At 70.7% G+C, this 17,895-nt stretch carries 15 protein-coding genes; 1 reads left to right on the top strand and 14 read right to left on the bottom strand.

Annotated elements, in window-relative coordinates:
• Positions 1 to 163: 163 nt before the first annotated feature.
• The 9 genes from GCL72_RS05645 to GCL72_RS05685 form a co-directional block, all read right to left on the bottom strand.
• Positions 164 to 952 (bottom strand): lipoate--protein ligase family protein, encoded by a 789-nt coding sequence (locus tag GCL72_RS05645; RefSeq protein WP_153143744.1) that lies wholly within the window; start codon positions 950 to 952, stop codon positions 164 to 166.
• On the bottom strand, positions 949 to 1,788 hold the full coding sequence (locus GCL72_RS05650; RefSeq protein ID WP_153143745.1) for a thioesterase family protein: 840 nt from the start codon (positions 1,786 to 1,788) through the stop codon (positions 949 to 951). Before GCL72_RS05650 ends, GCL72_RS05645 begins: the two co-directional genes overlap by 4 nt.
• Positions 1,789 to 1,806: 18 nt before the next feature.
• On the bottom strand, positions 1,807 to 2,799 hold the full coding sequence (gene nrdF / locus GCL72_RS05655; RefSeq protein WP_153143746.1) for a class 1b ribonucleoside-diphosphate reductase subunit beta: 993 nt from the start codon (positions 2,797 to 2,799) through the stop codon (positions 1,807 to 1,809).
• Between the two features lie 69 nt (positions 2,800 to 2,868).
• A complete protein-coding gene (nrdE, locus tag GCL72_RS05660) occupies positions 2,869 to 5,001 on the bottom strand; it encodes a class 1b ribonucleoside-diphosphate reductase subunit alpha (protein ID WP_153143956.1) in 2,133 nt (710 codons plus the stop codon).
• Between the two features lie 38 nt (positions 5,002 to 5,039).
• Positions 5,040 to 5,471 (bottom strand): class Ib ribonucleoside-diphosphate reductase assembly flavoprotein NrdI, encoded by a 432-nt coding sequence (nrdI, locus tag GCL72_RS05665; RefSeq protein ID WP_153143747.1) that lies wholly within the window; start codon positions 5,469 to 5,471, stop codon positions 5,040 to 5,042.
• 143 nt (positions 5,472 to 5,614) lie between these two features.
• Positions 5,615 to 5,866 carry a glutaredoxin-like protein NrdH gene (nrdH, locus tag GCL72_RS05670; RefSeq protein ID WP_153143748.1) on the bottom strand — a complete coding sequence of 84 codons (252 nt, stop codon included), beginning with the start codon at positions 5,864 to 5,866 and terminating at the stop codon, positions 5,615 to 5,617.
• A gap of 413 nt (positions 5,867 to 6,279) precedes the next feature.
• Positions 6,280 to 7,296 (bottom strand): zinc-binding dehydrogenase, encoded by a 1,017-nt coding sequence (locus GCL72_RS05675; RefSeq protein ID WP_425486763.1) that lies wholly within the window; start codon positions 7,294 to 7,296, stop codon positions 6,280 to 6,282.
• An 82-nt stretch (positions 7,297 to 7,378) separates the two neighbouring features.
• Positions 7,379 to 8,227 carry a glucose 1-dehydrogenase gene (locus tag GCL72_RS05680; protein WP_246161038.1) on the bottom strand — a complete coding sequence of 283 codons (849 nt, stop codon included), beginning with the start codon at positions 8,225 to 8,227 and terminating at the stop codon, positions 7,379 to 7,381.
• A gap of 10 nt (positions 8,228 to 8,237) precedes the next feature.
• Positions 8,238 to 9,626, bottom strand: a complete 1,389-nt coding sequence (locus tag GCL72_RS05685; RefSeq protein ID WP_153143750.1) for a GntP family permease — start codon at positions 9,624 to 9,626, stop codon at positions 8,238 to 8,240.
• A 257-nt stretch (positions 9,627 to 9,883) separates the two neighbouring features.
• Here GCL72_RS05685 and GCL72_RS05690 point away from each other — a divergent pair, with 257 nt between their 5' ends.
• Positions 9,884 to 10,582, top strand: a complete 699-nt coding sequence (locus GCL72_RS05690; protein WP_153143751.1) for a FadR/GntR family transcriptional regulator — start codon at positions 9,884 to 9,886, stop codon at positions 10,580 to 10,582.
• A gap of 25 nt (positions 10,583 to 10,607) precedes the next feature.
• Here GCL72_RS05690 and GCL72_RS05695 read toward each other — a convergent pair whose 3' ends face one another.
• From GCL72_RS05695 to GCL72_RS05715, 5 genes are all read right to left on the bottom strand, one after another.
• On the bottom strand, positions 10,608 to 11,630 hold the full coding sequence (locus GCL72_RS05695) for a phosphoglycerate dehydrogenase (protein WP_153143752.1): 1,023 nt from the start codon (positions 11,628 to 11,630) through the stop codon (positions 10,608 to 10,610).
• A gap of 21 nt (positions 11,631 to 11,651) precedes the next feature.
• The gene (locus GCL72_RS05700) at positions 11,652 to 13,097 is read right to left on the bottom strand and encodes a gluconokinase (RefSeq protein WP_153143753.1); all 1,446 of its coding nucleotides are present in this window, start codon (positions 13,095 to 13,097) and stop codon (positions 11,652 to 11,654) included.
• 394 nt (positions 13,098 to 13,491) lie between these two features.
• Positions 13,492 to 15,051, bottom strand: coding sequence for a glycerol kinase GlpK (glpK, locus tag GCL72_RS05705; protein ID WP_153143754.1), 1,560 nt, complete (start codon positions 15,049 to 15,051; stop codon positions 13,492 to 13,494).
• A 114-nt stretch (positions 15,052 to 15,165) separates the two neighbouring features.
• Positions 15,166 to 15,909: an MIP/aquaporin family protein gene (locus GCL72_RS05710; RefSeq protein WP_153143755.1), complete on the bottom strand. Its 744-nt coding sequence runs from the start codon at positions 15,907 to 15,909 to the stop codon at positions 15,166 to 15,168.
• A gap of 86 nt (positions 15,910 to 15,995) precedes the next feature.
• Complete coding sequence (locus tag GCL72_RS05715) at positions 15,996 to 17,804, bottom strand: glycerol-3-phosphate dehydrogenase/oxidase (protein WP_153143756.1); 1,809 nt, start codon at positions 17,802 to 17,804, stop codon at positions 15,996 to 15,998.
• Between the last annotated feature and the right edge of the window lie 91 nt (positions 17,805 to 17,895).

A 17,895-nucleotide genomic window follows, 5' to 3' on the forward strand; every position in this document is an offset into this window, starting at 1 on the left:
ACGACCTGCCGGAGGAGACCCGGGTGCACACCGGCCACGGACCGACCACCCGGATCAGCGACGAGAAGCCCCACCTCGACGAGTGGCGGGAGCAGGCCTGACCCTGGCCGAGCCTGAGCCGAGCCGAGCGGGATCCGTCGCGACCAGTTCGGCTCGGCCCGGTTCAGTCCAGCGGCGGAGGCTCGCCGGCGACGAGCTCATGCTGCTCGCGGTAGACCGCCAGCAGCTGCTCCTCGACCGCGTCGACGTCCAGCCCGGGGCGCACGTCCTCCGCCGCCCCGGCCGTCAGCGGATCCCAGTCCAGGCCGAGAGCCTCGTAGACCTCGGAGAGCACCCGACGGATCGCCCCACCGTCCTCGACGACGATCACCGAGGAGAACAGCCAGCCGGTGCCGATGACCCGCTGGGCGGTGCCGACCAGCTTGACCCGCCGGTCGCCGGCGACGCCGTGCACGGAGTGCTCTCCGGGGCAGTACTCGTCGGGGATCTCGCCGGAGCGGGCGTCGACGCCGCAGCGGACCAGCGCCTCGGTGAGCAGCTCGCCGAAGCGGGAGAAGCGCGTCCGGGACTCCACCACCGGGTCGCGGTCCGGTTCGATGTGGTCGACCACCAGACAGCCGGGGTGGTAGGCCGCGGCCCGTCCTCCGGCTCGGCGCACCAGAGGCTCGAAGCCCAGACGGCGGCAGGCCTCGGAGGCCGCGCCATGGCCGGGCAGCCGCCGGTCGCGCTGGCCGAAGGCCACTGTCGGCCGCGGCCGGTAGATGCGCAGCATCGGCGGCGTGGCGCCGCTCCGGGTGCCCTGCAGCCAGGCGATGGCCGCATCGAGGTCGCCGGCCGCACCCCGTGAGGAGGACGGCCGGTGCAGCAGCAGCCGCGTCCGCTCCCCCGCGGCGTCGGCGCGGCGGTCGGGCCCGGCGTCCGCAGCGGCGGCGACGACAGGGGACGCACTCATGCCGTGCCGCGCGGGGCTCGCAGCGTGAGGATCTGTTCGCAGCGGCCGAAGGGCCCGTGCTCGTCATGCAGCACAGTGCTGGTCAGCCCGATGCCGTCGGATCCGAAGGTCTGCCGGACGTCGACGCCGAGCCACTCGCCGGCCGGGGCGCGATGCAGGTGCAGCTGCAGGTCGAGGTTCGGATATGCCCAGGACTCCGGGCCCGGCTCCACCCGGGGCACGATGCCGTTGGCGGTGTCGGCCAGCGAGGCCAGCCGCGCCAGCTGCGAGACCTCGGCGTCCTCGAGCAGCGGGATCTCGCTGCGCAGCCAGGCCGCTCCTCGCCCCGGGCGGCGACGGGTCGGCGTGCGGATCTCCAGCGAGCGGATGAATCCGCCGGGCCAGACCTGCAAGCCCGCGAACGGCTCCAGGGCCTCCGGCGGATCCAGCGGCTCGTCCTCGACGCCGGCGACGGCGCGCGAGTCGGTGGTGAGCATCCGCCAGCCGCGGGCGACGACGGCGGTGCGCCCGCCCGCGACCAGCTCGGCCTCGACGAGTTCGATGGTCCGGCCCGGACGGATCATCCGGGTGCGGACCTGGAACTCGCCGGCGTGGATGATCCCGTGGATGTCGAAGCTGACCCGCGCCAGGCGCAGATCGTCCCGCCGCCGGAACTGCTCCAGCTCATGGACGAGCAGCCCGGTCACCGGTGCCATGTGCTGCTCATGCGGGTTCCAGGCGCCCTGGGCGTGCACCGTCGAGACGTACCGGCCCTCGCCGAGGGCACGGTAGCGGAACGTCCCCTCGGCGAGCTCCGGCGTCGGCGGCGCCTCGACTCCCGGCGTCGGCTCAGCCATCCGTCGTCCTCCGTCCGCTCAGAAGTCCCAGTCCTCGTCCTCGGTCTCGACGGCCTTGCCGATGACGTAGGAGGAGCCCGAGCCGGAGAAGAAGTCGTGGTTCTCGTCGGCGTTGGGACTCAGCGCCGAGAGGATGGCCGGGTTCACGTCGGTGACCTCCTTGGGGAACATCGGCTCGTAGCCGAGGTTCATCAGCGCCTTGTTGGCGTTGTAGTGGAGGAACTTCTTGACGTCCTCGGTCATGCCCACGCCGTCGTAGAGGTCGGCGGTGTACTGGACCTCGTTCTCGTAGAGCTCCATGAGCAGGTCGTAGGTGTAGTCCTTCAGCTCCTGCCGACGCTCCTCGGTCTCGTCCTCCAGCGCGCGCTGGTACTTATAGCCGATGTAGTAGCCGTGCACGGCCTCGTCGCGGATGATCAGCCGGATGACGTCGGCGGTGTTGGTCAGCTTCGCGTGGGCCGACCAGTGCATCGGCAGATAGAAGCCGGAGTAGAAGAGGAAGGACTCCAGGATGGTGGAGGCCACCCGCTTCTTCAGCCCGTCGGCGCCGTGGTAGTAGTCCATGACGATCTGCGCCTTGCGCTGCAGGTTCGCGTTCTCCTTGGACCAGCGGAAGGCGTCGTCGATCTCCTTGGTGGAGCACAGCGTGGAGAAGATCGAGGAGTAGGACTTCGCGTGCACCGACTCCATGAAGGCGATGTTGGTGTAGACCGCCTCCTCGTGCTGGGTCAGCGCATGCGGGATCAGCGCGACGGCGCCGACGGTGCCCTGGATGGTGTCGAGCAGGGTCAGCCCGGTGAAGACCCGCATGGTCAGGGTCTTCTCCTCGGCGGTCAGCGTGTTCCAGGACTGGATGTCGTTGGACAGCGGGATCTTCTCCGGCAGCCAGAAGTTGCCGGTCAGCCGGTCCCAGACCTCGCCGTCCTTCTCGTCCTCGAGCCGGTTCCAGTTGATGGCCTCGACGTGGTCGAGCAGCGAGGACGAGTGCGTCGCCTCCGGGGAAGTGGTCATGATGCCGTTCCTTTTCAAACAGTTCGTGCGTGGCCGTGCGGGCAGTCGGGAGATCGGCGGGTCAGCCGGTCACAGGGCGCAGGAGACGCAGCCCTCGACCTCGGTGCCCTCCAGGGCCAGCTGGCGAAGCCGGATGTAGTAGAGGGTCTTGATGCCCTTCTTCCACGCGTAGATCTGCGCCTTGTTGATGTCGCGCGTGGACGCGGTGTCCTTGAAGAACAGCGTCAGCGACAGCCCCTGGTCCACGTGCTGCGTGGCCTCGGCGTAGGTGTCGATGATCTTCTCGTACCCGATCTCGTACGCGTCCTGGTAGTACTCCAGGTTGTCGTTGGTCAGGTACGGCGCCGGGTAGTACACCCGCCCCAGCTTGCCCTCCTTGCGGATCTCGATCGGCGAGGCGACCGGGTGGATCGAGGAGGTCGAGTTGTTGATGTAGGAGATCGAGCCCGTCGGCGGCACGGCCTGCAGGTTCTGGTTGTAGATCCCGTGCTCCATGACCGAGGCCTTCAGCTCGCGCCAGTCCTCCTGGGTCGGGATGTGGATGTGGTCGAAGAGCCGGCGGACCGTGTCGGTCTTCGGCTCCCACACCTGCTCGGTGTACTTGTCGAAGAACTCGCCCGAGGCGTAGGCCGAGCGCTCGAAGCCGTCGAAGACCTCGCCCTTCTCCCGGGCCAGAGTGTTCGAGGCCCGCAGCGCGTGGAACAGCACCGTGTAGAAGTAGATGTTGGTGAAGTCCAGGCCCTCCTCGGAACCGTAGAACACCCGCTCGCGCGCCAGGTAGCCGTGCAGGTTCATCTGCCCCAGGCCGATGGCGTGCGACCGCCGGTTGCCGTCGGCGATCGAGGGCACCGAGTTGATGTCCGACATGTCCGAGACCGCCGTCAGCGAGCGGATCGCCGTCTCGATGGTGACCCCGAAGTCCGGCGAGTCCATCGTCTTGGCGATGTTCAGCGACCCCAGGTTGCAGGAGATGTCCTTGCCGATGACCTCGTAGCCGAGGTCGTCGGTGTAGCGCGAGGGCTCCGAGACCTGCAGGATCTCCGAGCACAGGTTCGACATCGTCACCCGGCCGTCGATCGGGTTGGCCCGGTTCACCGTGTCCTCGAACATCACATACGGGTAGCCGGACTCGAACTGGATCTCGGCCAGCGTCTGGAAGAACTCGCGGGCGTTGATCTTCGACTTCCGGATCCGGGCGTCGTCGACCATCTCGTAGTACTTCTCGGTCACCGAGATCTCGGTGAACTCCTTGCCGTAGACGCGCTCGACGTCGTACGGCGAGAACAGGTACATGTCCTCGTTCCGCTTGGCCAGCTCGAAGGTGATGTCCGGGACCACCACGCCCAGCGAGAGCGTCTTGATGCGGATCTTCTCGTCGGCGTTCTCCCGCTTGGTGTCCAGGAAGCGATGGATGTCCGGGTGGTGGGCGTTGAGGTACACCGCCCCGGCGCCCTGGCGGGCGCCCAGCTGGTTGGCGTAGGAGAAGGAGTCCTCCAGCAGCTTCATCACCGGGATGACGCCCGAGGACTGGTCCTGGATCTGCTTGATCGGCGCGCCGTGCTCACGGATGTTCGTCAGCGACAGCGCGACGCCGCCGCCGCGCTTGGACAGCTGCAGCGCCGAGTTGATGCCGCGGGCGATCGACTCCATGTTGTCCTCGACGCGCAGCAGGAAGCAGGAGACCAGCTCGCCGCGCTGCTTCTTCCCGGAGTTCAGGAAGGTCGGCGTCGCCGGCTGGAAGCGTCCGGCCATGATCTCGTCGACGATGCGCACTGCGACGTCCTCGTCGCCGCGGGCCAGATGCAGCGCGACCATGGTGACCCGGTCCTCGTAGCGCTCCAGATAGCGCTGGCCGTCGAAGGTCTTCAGCGCGTAGGAGGTGTAGAACTTGAAGGCCCCGAGGAAGGTCGGGAAGCGGAACTTCTTCGCGTAGGCGCGCTGGAAGAGGCGCTTGACGAACTCCCGGTCGTAGGCGTCGAGCGTCTCGGCCTCGTAGTAGTCGTTCTCGACCAGGTGGTCGAGCTTCTCCTCCAGGTCGTGGAAGAACACCGTGTTGGTGTTCACGTGGTCCAGGAAGTACTGGCGGGCGGCCAGCTGGTCGGCCTCGAACTGGATCCGGCCGTCGTCGCTGTAGAGGTTCAGCATGGCGTTGAGCTCGTGGTAGCTCAGGCCCTGCCACTGCGGCGGCACCTCCTTGGCCAGAGGCTCCTGGGGCGAGGCCTGCTCCGCGTCGCTCTCGATCAGCGGCTTGACTGCTGTGTCCAAAACTCTTCCAATCCTTCGTGCACCGTCGAGACGTCCTCGTCGGTGCCCATCAGTTCGAACCTGTACAGATGCGGCACTCCGCATTTGGCGGCGACGATGTCGCCGGCGATGCAGTAGCTGTCGTGGAAATTCGTGTTGCCCGCGCCGATGACTCCGCGCAGCAGATTCCGGTTGGACTCCACGTTGAGGAACTTGATGACCTGCTTCGGCACGGAGCCGCGTCCTCCGGCCGCCCCGTAGGTCGGCAGGATCAGCACGAACGGCTCGGTGGCCTGCAGGGTCTCATCCTTGGTGCGCAGCGGCAGCCGCGCCGTGGTGCCCGCGGGCTGCTCGAGCTTCTCCACGAAGCGATGCGTGTTGTTCGACGCGGAGGAGAAGTAGATCAGCCGGGCCGAGGTCTTCATCATCGCCGACGGGAGTCCTTCTCGAGAAGTGCTGCGGGGTGCTGGGGCTGCGTCCTGCGCGCAGGAGTCGCCGCTCCCCCGCCCGTGTCCGACGGGCGGGTCCGGGATGCGGCTCGCCGCCCGGCGGGTCTCGCCGGCCTCGACGCTCAGGCGACCGAGGAGGCGGTGCTCTGCGCGGAGGCCAGCGCCGAGATCTTGTCCGGGCGGAAGCCCGACCAGTGGTCGTCCTCGGTGACGACGACGGGGGCCTGCATGTAGCCCAGCGCACGGACGTGCTCGAGGGCCTCGGCGTCCTGCGAGACGTCGACGCTGGTGTACTCCACGCCGTTCTTGTCCAGGGCGCGGTAGGTGGCGTTGCACTGGACGCAGGCCGGCTTGGTGTAGACGGTGACGGACATTGCGGCTCTCCTGTCTCGGGTCTTCCGACGGCTGCGGCGTCGTGTGTGGTCATTCGTGCCGGAGCACTGCCTCAATACTACATCTAGGGGCGGCGTTGAGAAACGACCACTAGATGCTGTACTCACACCCATGTAGTTCCTCCACCGCTCGGTGCACAGCCGCTGTGGAGAGAGCGATCGGCGTCCTGATGCGGAAGCAGTCGGGACCGCCGCCGGCGGTCCACAGCTGTGGACGCGGCGCTCTCCCCCGTCCGAGGTGATCCGAGGAACATCCGGGCTCGGCGTGTCGCCCCCGTGTCGACGACACGGCCCAGCACATGTGGGCGACGCACTGCGGGCCGGCCGCAACATCTTGTGCTGCGACCGGCCCGCGACGTGTCCGTGCGCGCTCCGATGACCTCCCGGCGGCGGACTCAGCGCCAGGAGGCGATGACCTTGCCGGAGGACTCGGAGTCGCCCGCGGCGGCGAAGAGCTCCTCCGGCCGCTCCGGGTCGAGCTCGTGGGTGATCACCGCGCCGATCTGCGGCCGGCGGGCGAGCAGCTCCACGGCGTCGTCGATCTCGTCGACGAAGCGGAAGGCCCCGACCAGCCGGACCTCCCGGGCGATCAGCGGCGCCAGCGCGATCTCCTGCCGCTCGGGCGGGACCATGCCCACCTGGACGACGACGCCGGCCGGACGCACCGCCTGCAGCGCCGCGGAGATCGACGACGGCGCCGCCGAACACTCCAGCACCACGTCGTAGGCCCCGGCCTCGGGCGCCTCGCGATCGGCGCGCAGCACCTGCTCGGCCCCCTGGGCCCGGGCCCGCTCCAGCGGGCCCTCGCGGACGTCGCAGGCGTCGACGACGGCACCGGCGTCGCGCGCGGCGGCGACCGCCAGCAGTCCGATGGGCCCGGCGCCGGCGACCAGCACCCGCGCGCCGTCGAGCGCCGCGCCGACCGAGCGGGCCTGGGTGAGCGCATGCAGCGCCACACCGAGCGGCTCCGCCAGCACGGCCGTGCGCGGCGAGAGCCCGGCGGGCAGAGCCCGGAGCATGTCCGCCTCGACGACGAGCAGCTCGCTCAGCGCGCCCTGGGTGTGCGGCCAGGTCGAGGCGCTGCCCAGATACGAGCCGCCGGCGAAGAGGTTCGGCGCCTCGGCGAACCGCGCATCGCGGTCCCCGAACCGCGCCGGGTGCACTGTCACCGGAGTGCCGGGCTCCCAGCGGCCGGCCGGGTCCTGGTCGACCGTCGCCGAGAGCTCGTGGCCGGGGACCAGCGGCTCGCGCACGGCGAAGGCGCCGTTCGCGCCGTCGGCGTAGTAGTGCAGATCCGAACCGCAGATCCCCACGTGGCGGATGCGCAGCCGCACCTGACCGGGGCCGGGCTCCGGCGCGGGGACCTCGCGGATCGCCACGGTCTCGGCGGCGTCGATGAGCAGCGCCCGCATCGTGGTCGGCGCGCTGCCGGTGTCGGCGTCCATGCCGCTCCTCCTTCCTGTCCGCGGCGCGCGGCCGCGGACGGTCCTCGACTCAGACGACGGCGGTCATGCCGCCGTCGACGACCAGGTTCTGCCCCGAGACGAAGCTCGACGCCGGCGAGCACAGGAACAGCAGCGCCCCGTCGAGCTCGGCGAACGAGCCCCAACGGCCGGCCGGGGTCCGTGCCGTCAGCCAGGAGGTGAACTGCTCGTCCTCGACCAGGGCGCGATTCATCTCGGTGGCGAAGTAGCCCGGCGACAGGGCGTTGACCTGGATGCCGTGCGCGGTCAGGTCCGCGGCCATGCCCTTGGTCAGCTGCACGACCGCTCCCTTGGTGGCCGAGTACGGGGCGATCGTGCCGCGGGCCAGCTGCGACTGCACTGAGGCGATGTTCACGATCCGTCCCGAGCCGCGGGCGATCATCGCCGGCAGCAGCGGGCGCGAGACGTGGAAGACGCCGTCCAGGTTGGAGGCGACCACCGCGTCCCAGTCCTCGGTGCTGAACTCCTGGATCGGCGCCCGCCGCTGCAGGCCGGCGTTGTTCACCAGGATGTCCGGCGCCCCGTGCTCGGCGACCAGCGCGTCGAGCGCCGTGCGCGAGGCCTCGGCGTCGGTGACGTCGAAGCTGACGCTCAGCGGCTCGGCGCCGCCGGCGGCGACGATGGTCGAGCGCACCTCGTCCAGCGCCGCGGCGTCGCGGCCGTGCAACACCACCTGGGCCCCGGCGCGGGCCAGGGTCAGCGCCAGCGAGCGGCCCAGCCCGCGGGAGGAGCCGGTGACCAGCACGAGCTTCCCGGCGACCGAGAACAGCCGCGCGGGGTCCTCGGCGGTGAGCGCCTCGACGGCCTCGACCTCGGTCCCGCCGGGGCCGGACGCGGCGTGGGGATCCTCAGCTGCCATGGTCTCCTCCTCAGACGGCCGAAGCGGCCAGGTAGATGATGCCGACGAGCACGAAGGCGATGACCGACTGCAGCGCCTGCTGCACCGTCCAGGTCTTCAGCGTGGTCTTCACGTCCATGTCCAGCAGCCGGCCGACGAGCCAGAAGCCGGAGTCGTTGACGTGGCCGGCGAAGACCGAGCCGGCCGCGGTGACCAGCACGATGCAGGCGACCTGCAGGGCGTTGAAGTCGCCCTCCAGGACCGCCGGCGAGACCAGTCCTGCGGCGGTGACCAGCGCAACGGTCGCCGAGCCCTGCGCCAGGCGCAGGATGACCGCGATCAGGTAGGCGGCGATGAACACCGGCAGGCCGATGTCCGCCAGCGAGTCCTCCAGCGCGGCACCGATGCCCGAGGCCTGCAGCACGCCGCCGAACATGCCGCCGGCGCCGGTGATGAGCACCACGGAGCAGATCGGACCCAGCGAGGAGTCCAGCAGCTTCTCCAGCGCCGAGCCGTCCTCGCCGCGGCGATGACCGAGCACGAAGGTCGCCACGATCACGGCGATCAGCAGCGCCATCGCCGAGGTGCCGAGGAAGGAGAGGGCCGCGGCCCAGGTCGCGTCGGTGTCGACGGCGCCGATCGAGCCCAGCGCGTTGAGCCCGGTGTTCATCAGGATCAGCAGCATCGGCAGCAGCAGCAGCGAGATCACCGTGCCGACGCGCGGCGGGTTCGTCGGCTGGTCGTCGTCGACGGCGCCGAAGAGCGTCGGCACCGGCAGCGGGGTGCGGGCGGCGGCCACGCGCCCCCAGACCGCACCGGCGGCGTACCAGAGCGGGAAGGCGATGACGAGTCCGACCAGCAGCACCAGCCCGAGGTTAGCCTCGTAGAACTCGGTCGCACTGACCGGCCCGGGGTGCGGGGGCAGGAAGACGTGCATCACCGAGAACGCCGCGGCGGTCGGGATGGCGTAGAGCAGCACCGACCGGCTGGAGAGCCGTCGGGCGACGGCGAAGACGATCGGCAGCATCATGACCAGCCCGGCGTCGAAGAACATCGGGAAGCCGAGGATGAGTGCCGAGACGCCGAGGGCGAACGGGGCCCTCTTCTCGCCGAAGGTGTCGATCATACGATCGGCGAGGGCCTTCGCCCCGCCGGAGTGCTCGATGAGCCGCCCGAGCATCGCCCCGAGCGCGACGAGGATCGCCACGGAGGCCAACGTCGAGCCGAAGCCCTCGGACATCGTGTCGTAGACCGCCGACATGGGCACGCCGGCGGCGATCGCGGTGAGCGCCGAGACCACCACCAGGGTGATGAAGGCGTGCACCCGGAAGCGGATGATGAGGATGAGGATCACCGCGACGGCCGCGGCGGCGATGCCGAGCAGCGGTGCGGTGCCCAGAGTCTGTGTCCAGTCGTCCATGGATATCTCCGTCGATGATCAGCAGGACGGTGTGCGGCGAGCGTGTGCTCCCTCACACCGCATGACCCGGCGAGCTTGCCACATAGATCACACCATTGGCAAAAACACGTCATATCTGTCGTGACGGCGGCGTCTCCGGCCGTCTAGGGTGGAGGTCCGCACGTGATGCGGCTCGCACCGCCCGGAGGCCGCCCTCCGCAGGCGGCGTGATGCATGTCGCACATCCTGCCCCGTCCGCCGCACAGGAAGAAGGTCCCGTGGTCCAGGCCTCGCATGATTCCGTCCTCGATCATCTGGGTCGGCGCATCGCCGGCGGGGAGCTCGTCCCCGGCACAGTGCTGACGCTGGCCGATCTCGAGGCCGAGTACGGCGTCTCGCGCACTGTGGTGCGCGAGGCGGTCCGCGTGCTCGAGGCCAAAGCGATGCTCAGCTCCAAACGGCGGGTGGGGATCACCGTCAGCCCGATGAGCCGGTGGAGCATGCTCGACCCCGAGCTCATCCGCTGGCGGCTGACCAGTTCCGCCCGCGCCCGGCAGATCGTGGCGCTGACCGAGCTGCGCCTGGCCGTCGAGCCGATCGCCGCGCGGCTGGCCGCGCTGCGCGCCTCGGAGGACCAGCGCGCCGAGATCGGCCGGCTGGCCGACGAGCTGCGCCGCCTCGGCGCCGAGCACCACGGCGACTCCGAGGAGTATCTCGCCGCCGACATCGCCTTCCACGACGTGCTGCTGCGGGCCGGCGGGAATCTGATGCTCACCGCGATCCAGAGCCCCATCGCCGAGGTCATCACCGGCCGGCACACCGCGGGGCTGACTCCGGCCGAGCCGGTCCACCAGGCGCTGCACAACCACGTCGAGGCCGCCGCGGCCATCGTGCGCGGTGATGCGGACGCGGCCGAGCGGCATGTGCGCGGCTACGTCGAGGCCATCCTCGACGAGGTGCGCAGCGTGCCGGAGTGACCGCGAGCAGGCCGACCCCGGCGGATCAGACCACGCGGTCGGGCCCGGGCCGGCCGGCGAGCTCGGCGAGCAGGTTCTCCACGGCCATCGTGCCCATCCGCTCCACCGCCTCGGCAGTGTGCGCCCCGGCGTGCGGAGTGGTCACCGTGCGCTCATGTCCGACCAGCACCGACTCCGTCGGCGGTTCGACGGCGTAGGCGTCCAGCCCCACGCCGTGCAGCGTGCCGGCGTCCAGGGCCTCGCGCGCGGCCTGCTCGTCCAGCAGTCCCCCGCGGGCGGTGTTGATCACGATCGCGTCGTCTCCCAGCAGCGCCAGCCGGCGCGCGTCGAGCAGATGTCGGGTCGACTCCAGCAGCGGCACATGGAGGCTGACCACGCCGCTGCGGCGGCAGAGCTCGTCCAGTCCGACGGGGGTCGCCCCGTCGGCGGCGATGTCGTCGTCGGGCCGTCCGGGGTCGTGGGCCAGCACCTCCATGCCCAGCCCGGCGGCCGCGGCGGCCACCCGGCGTCCGATCGCCCCGAAGCCGACCAGCCCCAGCGTCCGACCGGAGAGCTCCAGCCCGGCCCCGCGCGGCCAGCCGCCCGCCCGCACTCCGGCGTCGAGTCGCGGGATCTCGCGGGCGACGGCGAACATCAGCCCGACGGCGAGCTCGGCCACCGCCTGCGCGTTGGAGCCCGGGGCGTTGGTCACCCGGACGCCGCGCCGCCGCGCGGCCTCGAGGTCGACGCGGTCGGTGCCCACGCCGTAGCGAGCCACCACCTGCAGCGCGGGCGCGGCGTCCAGGACTTCGGCAGTGACGTCGTCGAGGCCGGCGAGGAGGCCGCGCACTCCCCCGCCGTCCGGCGACGACGGCGCCAGCGAACCGAGCAGCTCGACCAGCTCCTCGGCGCTCAGCGGCCGGCCGTGCGGATTGAGCACCGGCTCGACGCCGGCCGCGCGCAGCCTGCGCAGCGGCGCGGCGTCGGGGTCGCGGCACAGCGAGGTGGGGGTGATCAGCACTCGACGAGTCGTCGCGGACTCCTCGGGGGCGGCGGGCGTGTCGGACATCGGGTCCTCCTCCTGGGGCGGTCAGTACCGGCTGCGGACGTCCTGGCCGGGCATGGTGCGGGCGTAGGCGTCCAGATACCGCTCGAACTCACCCGCGTGGTAGGCGGTGCGCCGCGAGTCCGGAGCGACGATCTCCCGGTCGGTCTCGGTCAGCGCCGGCTGCCGCGGACTGAGGCCCGCGGCGCGCAGCGCGGTCTTCACCGCCCCGGCGATGGAGCTGTGCTGCAGCGCGGAGAGCTCCATCTCCCTGCCGAAGACGTCGGCGGTCAGCTGCGTCCAGAAGGGCGAGGACAGCACCCCGCCGGAGAGGATGATCCGGCGAGGCTCGCCGTTGAGGGCCACCAGCTCGCGATAGCAGTGGTAGAGCGAATAGACGACGCCGTGCAGCACCGCCTGGTACATGTCCATCCGGCCGTGCCGCGGATGCAGCTCGAGGAAGCCGCCGCGACGCTGATCCTGCCACCCGGGGCAGCGCTCTCCGAAGAGGAAGGGCATGAACAGCGGCATGTCCCGTTCGACGGCGCTGAGCTTGGGCTCCAGCGTCTCGAAGGTCATGCCGCCGCCGAAGAGCTGGTCCTTGGCCCAGTCGACGCAGTTGGTGCAGCCCGACGCTGCCGCGCCGGAGAGCCATCCGGTGGTCGAGCGGTAGGCCCAGGTGCTCATCCGCGGCGAGAGGGCCGGTTCGACGCCGGCCAGCCGCAGGGCCCCGGAGGTGCCCATCGAGAAGGTCATGTCGCCGGCGGCGGTGGCGTCGCTGCCCACCTGGTTCAGCGCCCCGTCGGGGCCGGGGATCTGCACCGGCGTGCCGGCGGCGACGCCGAGCAGGCTGGCCGCCTCGGCGGTCAGCTCGGCGGAGACGTCGGCGTCGACGAGCTCGGGCAGTGCGACGCCGTCGAGGCCGAGGCGAGCGAGGACGTCGGCGTCCCAGTCGTCGTGGGCGGTGGAGAGCAGGCCGGTGCCGGAGGCCTGCGCCCGCGAGGTCCACCGACGGCCGGTCAGTCGGGCGAAGGTGTAGCTGTTCTGGTCCATGGCCAGCCGGCCGGACACGTCCATCCCCTGGCTGCGCAGCAGCATCAGCTTGAAGGCCGGGTAGATGGCGTTGACCATGCAGCCGGTGCGCTCGTAGAACCAACGGGTGAAGTCCTCGTCGGCGCGCAGCCGGGCGCAGAGGTCCTGGGCTCCGGTGTAGGGCCACTCCTGCACCCCGGTGATCGGGCTCAGGTCCGGCTCGCGCAGCGTCATCCCGTGCCAGGTCCCGGAGAGGGCGACCCGGTCGACGCGCCGGCCCGCGGCCGCCTCGGCGCCGAGCTGGACCAGCTGGGTGAAGATGCTCTCCGCGTCGCGGATGGAGGCGTCCTCGCCGCCGATCACGAAGCGGCGGGTCCGCACCGAGACCTCCTGGGTCTCAGTGTCGAAGAGCATCGTCTTCGCGGAGGTCGTGCTCGCCTCCAGGGCCAGGATGATCATCTCTCGCCTTCCGTCGTCCGGCTTGACGACGTGCCGGCGGACCGCCGCAGGTCGGCGGTCCCGCAGGCCGGGCTGAGCACGCCGTCGGGCTTCGGGCGGACTCGGCCGAGGCCCGGCGCCGTCCGAATATCCGGATCGTCGACGCCGACGGGGAGCCGCCCGCGGTAATGATATGACTTTTGCCGCACCGCCGGCGAGCCTCCGCGTCCATGTGACGCCGACGACGTCATGCGCCCGTCCCGGCACCGTCCGGCACCGCTCGGCGCGCGGTGGGCGGCAGCGCGCCGGACGCGCCGAGGCCCCGGCGGAGCGGATCCGCCGGGGCCTCGTGCCGCCCGGAGCTCGTTCTGTCGGACGCTCGTGCCGGCCGGGCGTCGCCGCCGCGGCCGCAGCCTCAGGAGGCGGCTTCGGCCGCCACGTCCTCGTCGACCCAGTCGAAGGCCCGGGTGACGGCCTTCTTCCAGAGCCGCAGCTTGCGCGCGGCGGCGTCGCGGTCGATCTGCGGGCTCCAGCGCTTGTCCTCGGCCCAGTTGGCCACGACGTCGTCGGTGCTCGCCCAGAAGCCCACCGCCAGGCCGGCCGCGTAGGCTGCGCCCATCGCCGTGGTCTCGATGACCTGCGGGCGGACGACGTCGACGCCGAGGAGGTCGGCCTGGAACTGCATGAGCGTCTCGTTGACGACCATGCCGCCGTCGACCTTCAGCTCGGTGAGGTCCTTGCCGGAGTCGTCGTTCATCGCCCCGACGACCTCGGCCGACTGGAAGGCCACCGACTCCAGGGCCGCGCGGCAGATGTGGTTCTGGTTCACATAGCGGGTCAGCCCCACCAGCACGCCGCGGGCATCATGCTTCCAGTAGGGCGCGAAGAGTCCCGAGAAGGCCGGCACCACGTAGGCGCCGCCGTTGTCCTCGACCTTCTTCGCCTTGGTCTCCGACTCCGCGGCGTTGGCGATCAGCCCCAGGTTGTCGCGCAGCCACTGGATCAGCGAGCCGGTGACCGCCACCGCGCCCTCCAGGGCGTAGACGGTGTCCTGCTCGCCGAGCTTGTACGCCACCGTGGTCAGCAGCCCGTTGTCCGAGCGGACCGCCTCGGTGCCGGTGTTCATCAGCATGAAGTTGCCGGTGCCGTAGGTGTTCTTGCCCTGGCCCGGAGTGAAGCAGGCCTGGCCGAAGGTCGCGGCCTGCTGGTCGCCGAGGATGCCGGTGATCGGCGTGTCGATCAGCAGCCCCTGTTTGTGGCCGTGGCCGTAGACCTCGGAGGAGGACCGGATCTCCGGGAGCATCGACGTCGGGATGTCCATGTCCGCGCAGATCTCGGCGTTCCAGTCGAGCGTGTCGATGTTCATCAGCAGCGTGCGCGAGGCGTTGGTGACGTCGGTGACGTGCCGGCCGCCGTCGGGCCCGCCGGTCATGTTCCACACCAGCCAGGTGTCCATCGTGCCGAAGAGCAGGTCGCCGGCCTCGGCGCGCTCCTGGGCGCCGTCGACGGCGTCGAGGATCCAGCGGACCTTCGGGCCGGCGAAGTAGGTGGCCAGCGGCAGGCCGGTGCGGTCCTTGTACTTCTCGGCGCCGGCGTCGCCGGCGAGCCGGTCGCAGATCTCCTGGGTGCGGGTGTCCTGCCAGACGACCGCGTTGTGGATCGGCTCGCCGGTGTGCCGATCCCAGACCACAGTGGTCTCACGCTGGTTCGTGATGCCCACGGCGGCGAGGCTGTGCCGGTTGATGTTGGCGTCGGCCAGGGCCAGCCCGACCACCTCGCGGGTGTTGCGCCAGATCTCCTCGGCGTCGTGCTCGACCCAGCCGGCGCGCGGCAGGATCTGCTCATGCTCCTTCTGGCCGCTGCCCAGCGGCTGCCCAGAGTGGTCGATGACCACTGCGCGGGTCGAGGTGGTGCCCTGGTCGATGGCCATGACGTAGGAGCCGTTCTCGGGGTTCGTGCCTGTCGGGGTCGTCATCGGTGACTTCCTTCCTGATCACGGACGTGTCGGTGAGAGTGGACGGGGGTGAGTGGCGTCGTGGACGGTCATGTCGGACGGCCGCGCCGGCGACCGCCGCCCGGCCGGAGGGGCTCAGGCCGCGCCGGCGCCGAGCAGCGGGAAGATCTGCACGGAGGCGCCGGCCAGCAGCGCGCCGACGACCGGCCCGGCGATCGGGACCCAGGCGTAGGACCAGTCGCTGGAGCCCTTGTGCCGGATGGGCAGGATCGCGTGGGCCAGGCGCGGACCGAGGTCGCGGGCGGGGTTGATCGCGTAGCCGGTCGGTCCGCCGAGCGAGGCGCCGATGGCGAGGACGACCAGCGCCACCGCCAGGGGCCCGAGCTCGGCGGGCGTCTCGCCCATCATCAGCACCAGCAGCACCAGCACATAGGTGCCGATGATCTCGGTGACGGTGTTCCAGCCGTAGGAGCGCTTCTCCGGGCCGGTGGAGAAGGTGCCCAGGATCGCCGCCGGGTCGGTCTCGTCGTCGTAGTGCTTCTTATAGGCCAGCCAGGCGACGACGGCGCCGAGGAAGGCGCCGATCAGCTCGGCGGCGAAGTAGGCCAGGGTGTTCGGCAGAGTCACCGCGACGCCCGGAGCGTACTCCTCCGCGCCGGAGGCCAGCAGCCCCACGGTCACCGCGGGGTTGATGTGCGCGCCGGAGGCGTAGGCGACGTAGACGCCGCAGAAGACGCCGAGCCCCCAGCCGAAGTTGATCAGCAGCCAGCCGCCGCCGTTGCCCTTGGTGCCTGACAGCACCACATTGGCCACCACTCCGGCGCCCAGCAGGACGAGCGTCGCGGTGCCCATGATCTCGAAGAGGAAGATGGTTCCCACAGGTCAGACTCCTTCGTCTCGTGGTATGTCGGCCTGGTCCGCGTCCGACCCCTCCGGGCCGGACGCGGACTCCCGGGACTGAGGAGTCAGTCGGCCCGTCCGGTCGGTTCGGAGGCTCCCCAGGAGCCCCATGTCGCCCAGGTGGCCGGGATCGTGTCGGCCAGCAGGGCGGCGGCCTCCGCATCGCTGTCCGAGGTCTCGGCGGCGAGCAGGGCCTCGACGTGGCTGGTCCAGGAGCGACGCTCATGCTCCTGACGCTCCTCGTCCCAGCCCAGCGGGCCGGCGACGAGGGCGATCACCTCGTCCATGGCGCCGAGCCCGCGGTCGCGGACCTCGTGGACGATGCGCGTGCGGCGTTCGAACAGGTCTTCCAGATGCATACCTCCCTCCTGCTCTGCGGCGTAGCGGATCTCGGCCCGCAGGTAGCCCGGGGCGTGCTCCAGCGGCTCGAGGAGGTCGGGCTGCTCCTCGGCCGGAGCCAGCACCTCGCCCAGCAGGCTGCCGTAGCGGCGCAGCAGCCGGCGGACGCGCTCGACGTCCAGACCGCGCTCGGCGGCGATCTCCTCGACGCGCCCGGCCCACTCGCCGAAGCCCTGGCCGCCGAGCAGCGGCATGACCTCGGTCAGGCTCTGCCGGTGGGAGAACCGATCCTGGGCGGCGAAGTCGACGGCGTCCTCGGCCATCACCCGATAGGTGGTCAGCTTGCCGCCGGCGACGGCGGTCAGCCCCGGGGCGAGGCGCTTGACGGTGTGCTCGCGGGAGACTTTGGCGCTGCCGCCGCCGTCGCCCTTCTCCTCCGGCTGCAGCAGCGGGCGCAGTCCGGCCCAGGTCCCGATGATGTCCTCACGGGTCAGGTCGGTCTGCAGGATGGCGTTGGCGTGCTCAAGCACGTAGTCGATGTCGCTGCTGGTCGGGGCCGGCACGTCGACGTTCTCGTGCCAAGCGGTGTCCGTGGTGCCGATCGCCCAGCAGTCCTCCTGCGGGATGAGGAAGAGCACCGACTTCTCAGTCTGGCTGATCACGCCGACGTGGTCCTCGGCGGCGATGCGGTCCTTGGGCACGGTGATATGGATGCCCTTGGAGGCCAGGACCTTCAGACCGGCGTCGGCCTCGGCGGCGTCCTGCTGCTGCTCGGTCCACACCCCGGCGGCGATGATCGTCTCCTTCGCCCGGACCTCCAGCGACCGGCCGGTCTCCAGGTCCCTCAGCCGCGCGCCGACGACCGGCGACTCGCCAGTGTCCGCGCCGGCTGCGGCGGCGTCGTCGTGGACGTAGGACTCGACGGCGGTGCGCGTGGCCACCGCGGCGCCGAGGCTCTGCGCCGAACGCGCCAGCGTCATGACCAGACGGGCGTCGTCGACCTGGGCGTCGAAGTACTCCAGGGCGCCGACGAAGGTGTCATGGTCGAGTCCGGCGAAGCGCCGGCGCAGCCGGCTGCGCGAGAGGTGCTTGTGGAAGGGCACGGCGCGCTTCTCCCCCGGCCGCACCGACATCGCGTCATAGAGCGAGACGCCCGAGCCGATGAAGGCCCGGTCGACCAGCGGGGTCTTGAAGGGGAAGACGAAGGGCAGCGAGCGGACCAGATGCGGCGCGGTGCGCTTCAGCAGCAGGTCACGCTCGCGCAGCGCCTCGGCGACGAGCTTGAAGTCCATCATCTGCAGGTAGCGGAGTCCGCCGTGGACCAGCTTGGAGGAGCGCGAGGAGGTGCCCTGGCCCAGATCCTGGGCCTCGACCAGCCCCACGCGGAGCCCTCGGGTGGCGGCGTCGAAGGCCGCGGCCGCTCCCACGACCCCTCCTCCGACCACGAGCACGTCGAGGGGTTCGCCCTCGACCGTGCCTGCGAACTCGTCCAGGGCACGGGTGCGCGCCTCCGGGTTCAGGGGTTCAGCCTTCACGTCATCGGCCTTTCTGCGGGACGCCTGTGTTACGTGATCCCCATCTCACGCCCTGGAGCCCATATTCTCAACATCTGTGCACGAACGTGCA

The organism is Nesterenkonia halophila, assembly GCF_009467795.1.
In the GTDB taxonomy this organism is placed as follows: domain Bacteria; phylum Actinomycetota; class Actinomycetes; order Actinomycetales; family Micrococcaceae; genus Nesterenkonia; species Nesterenkonia halobia.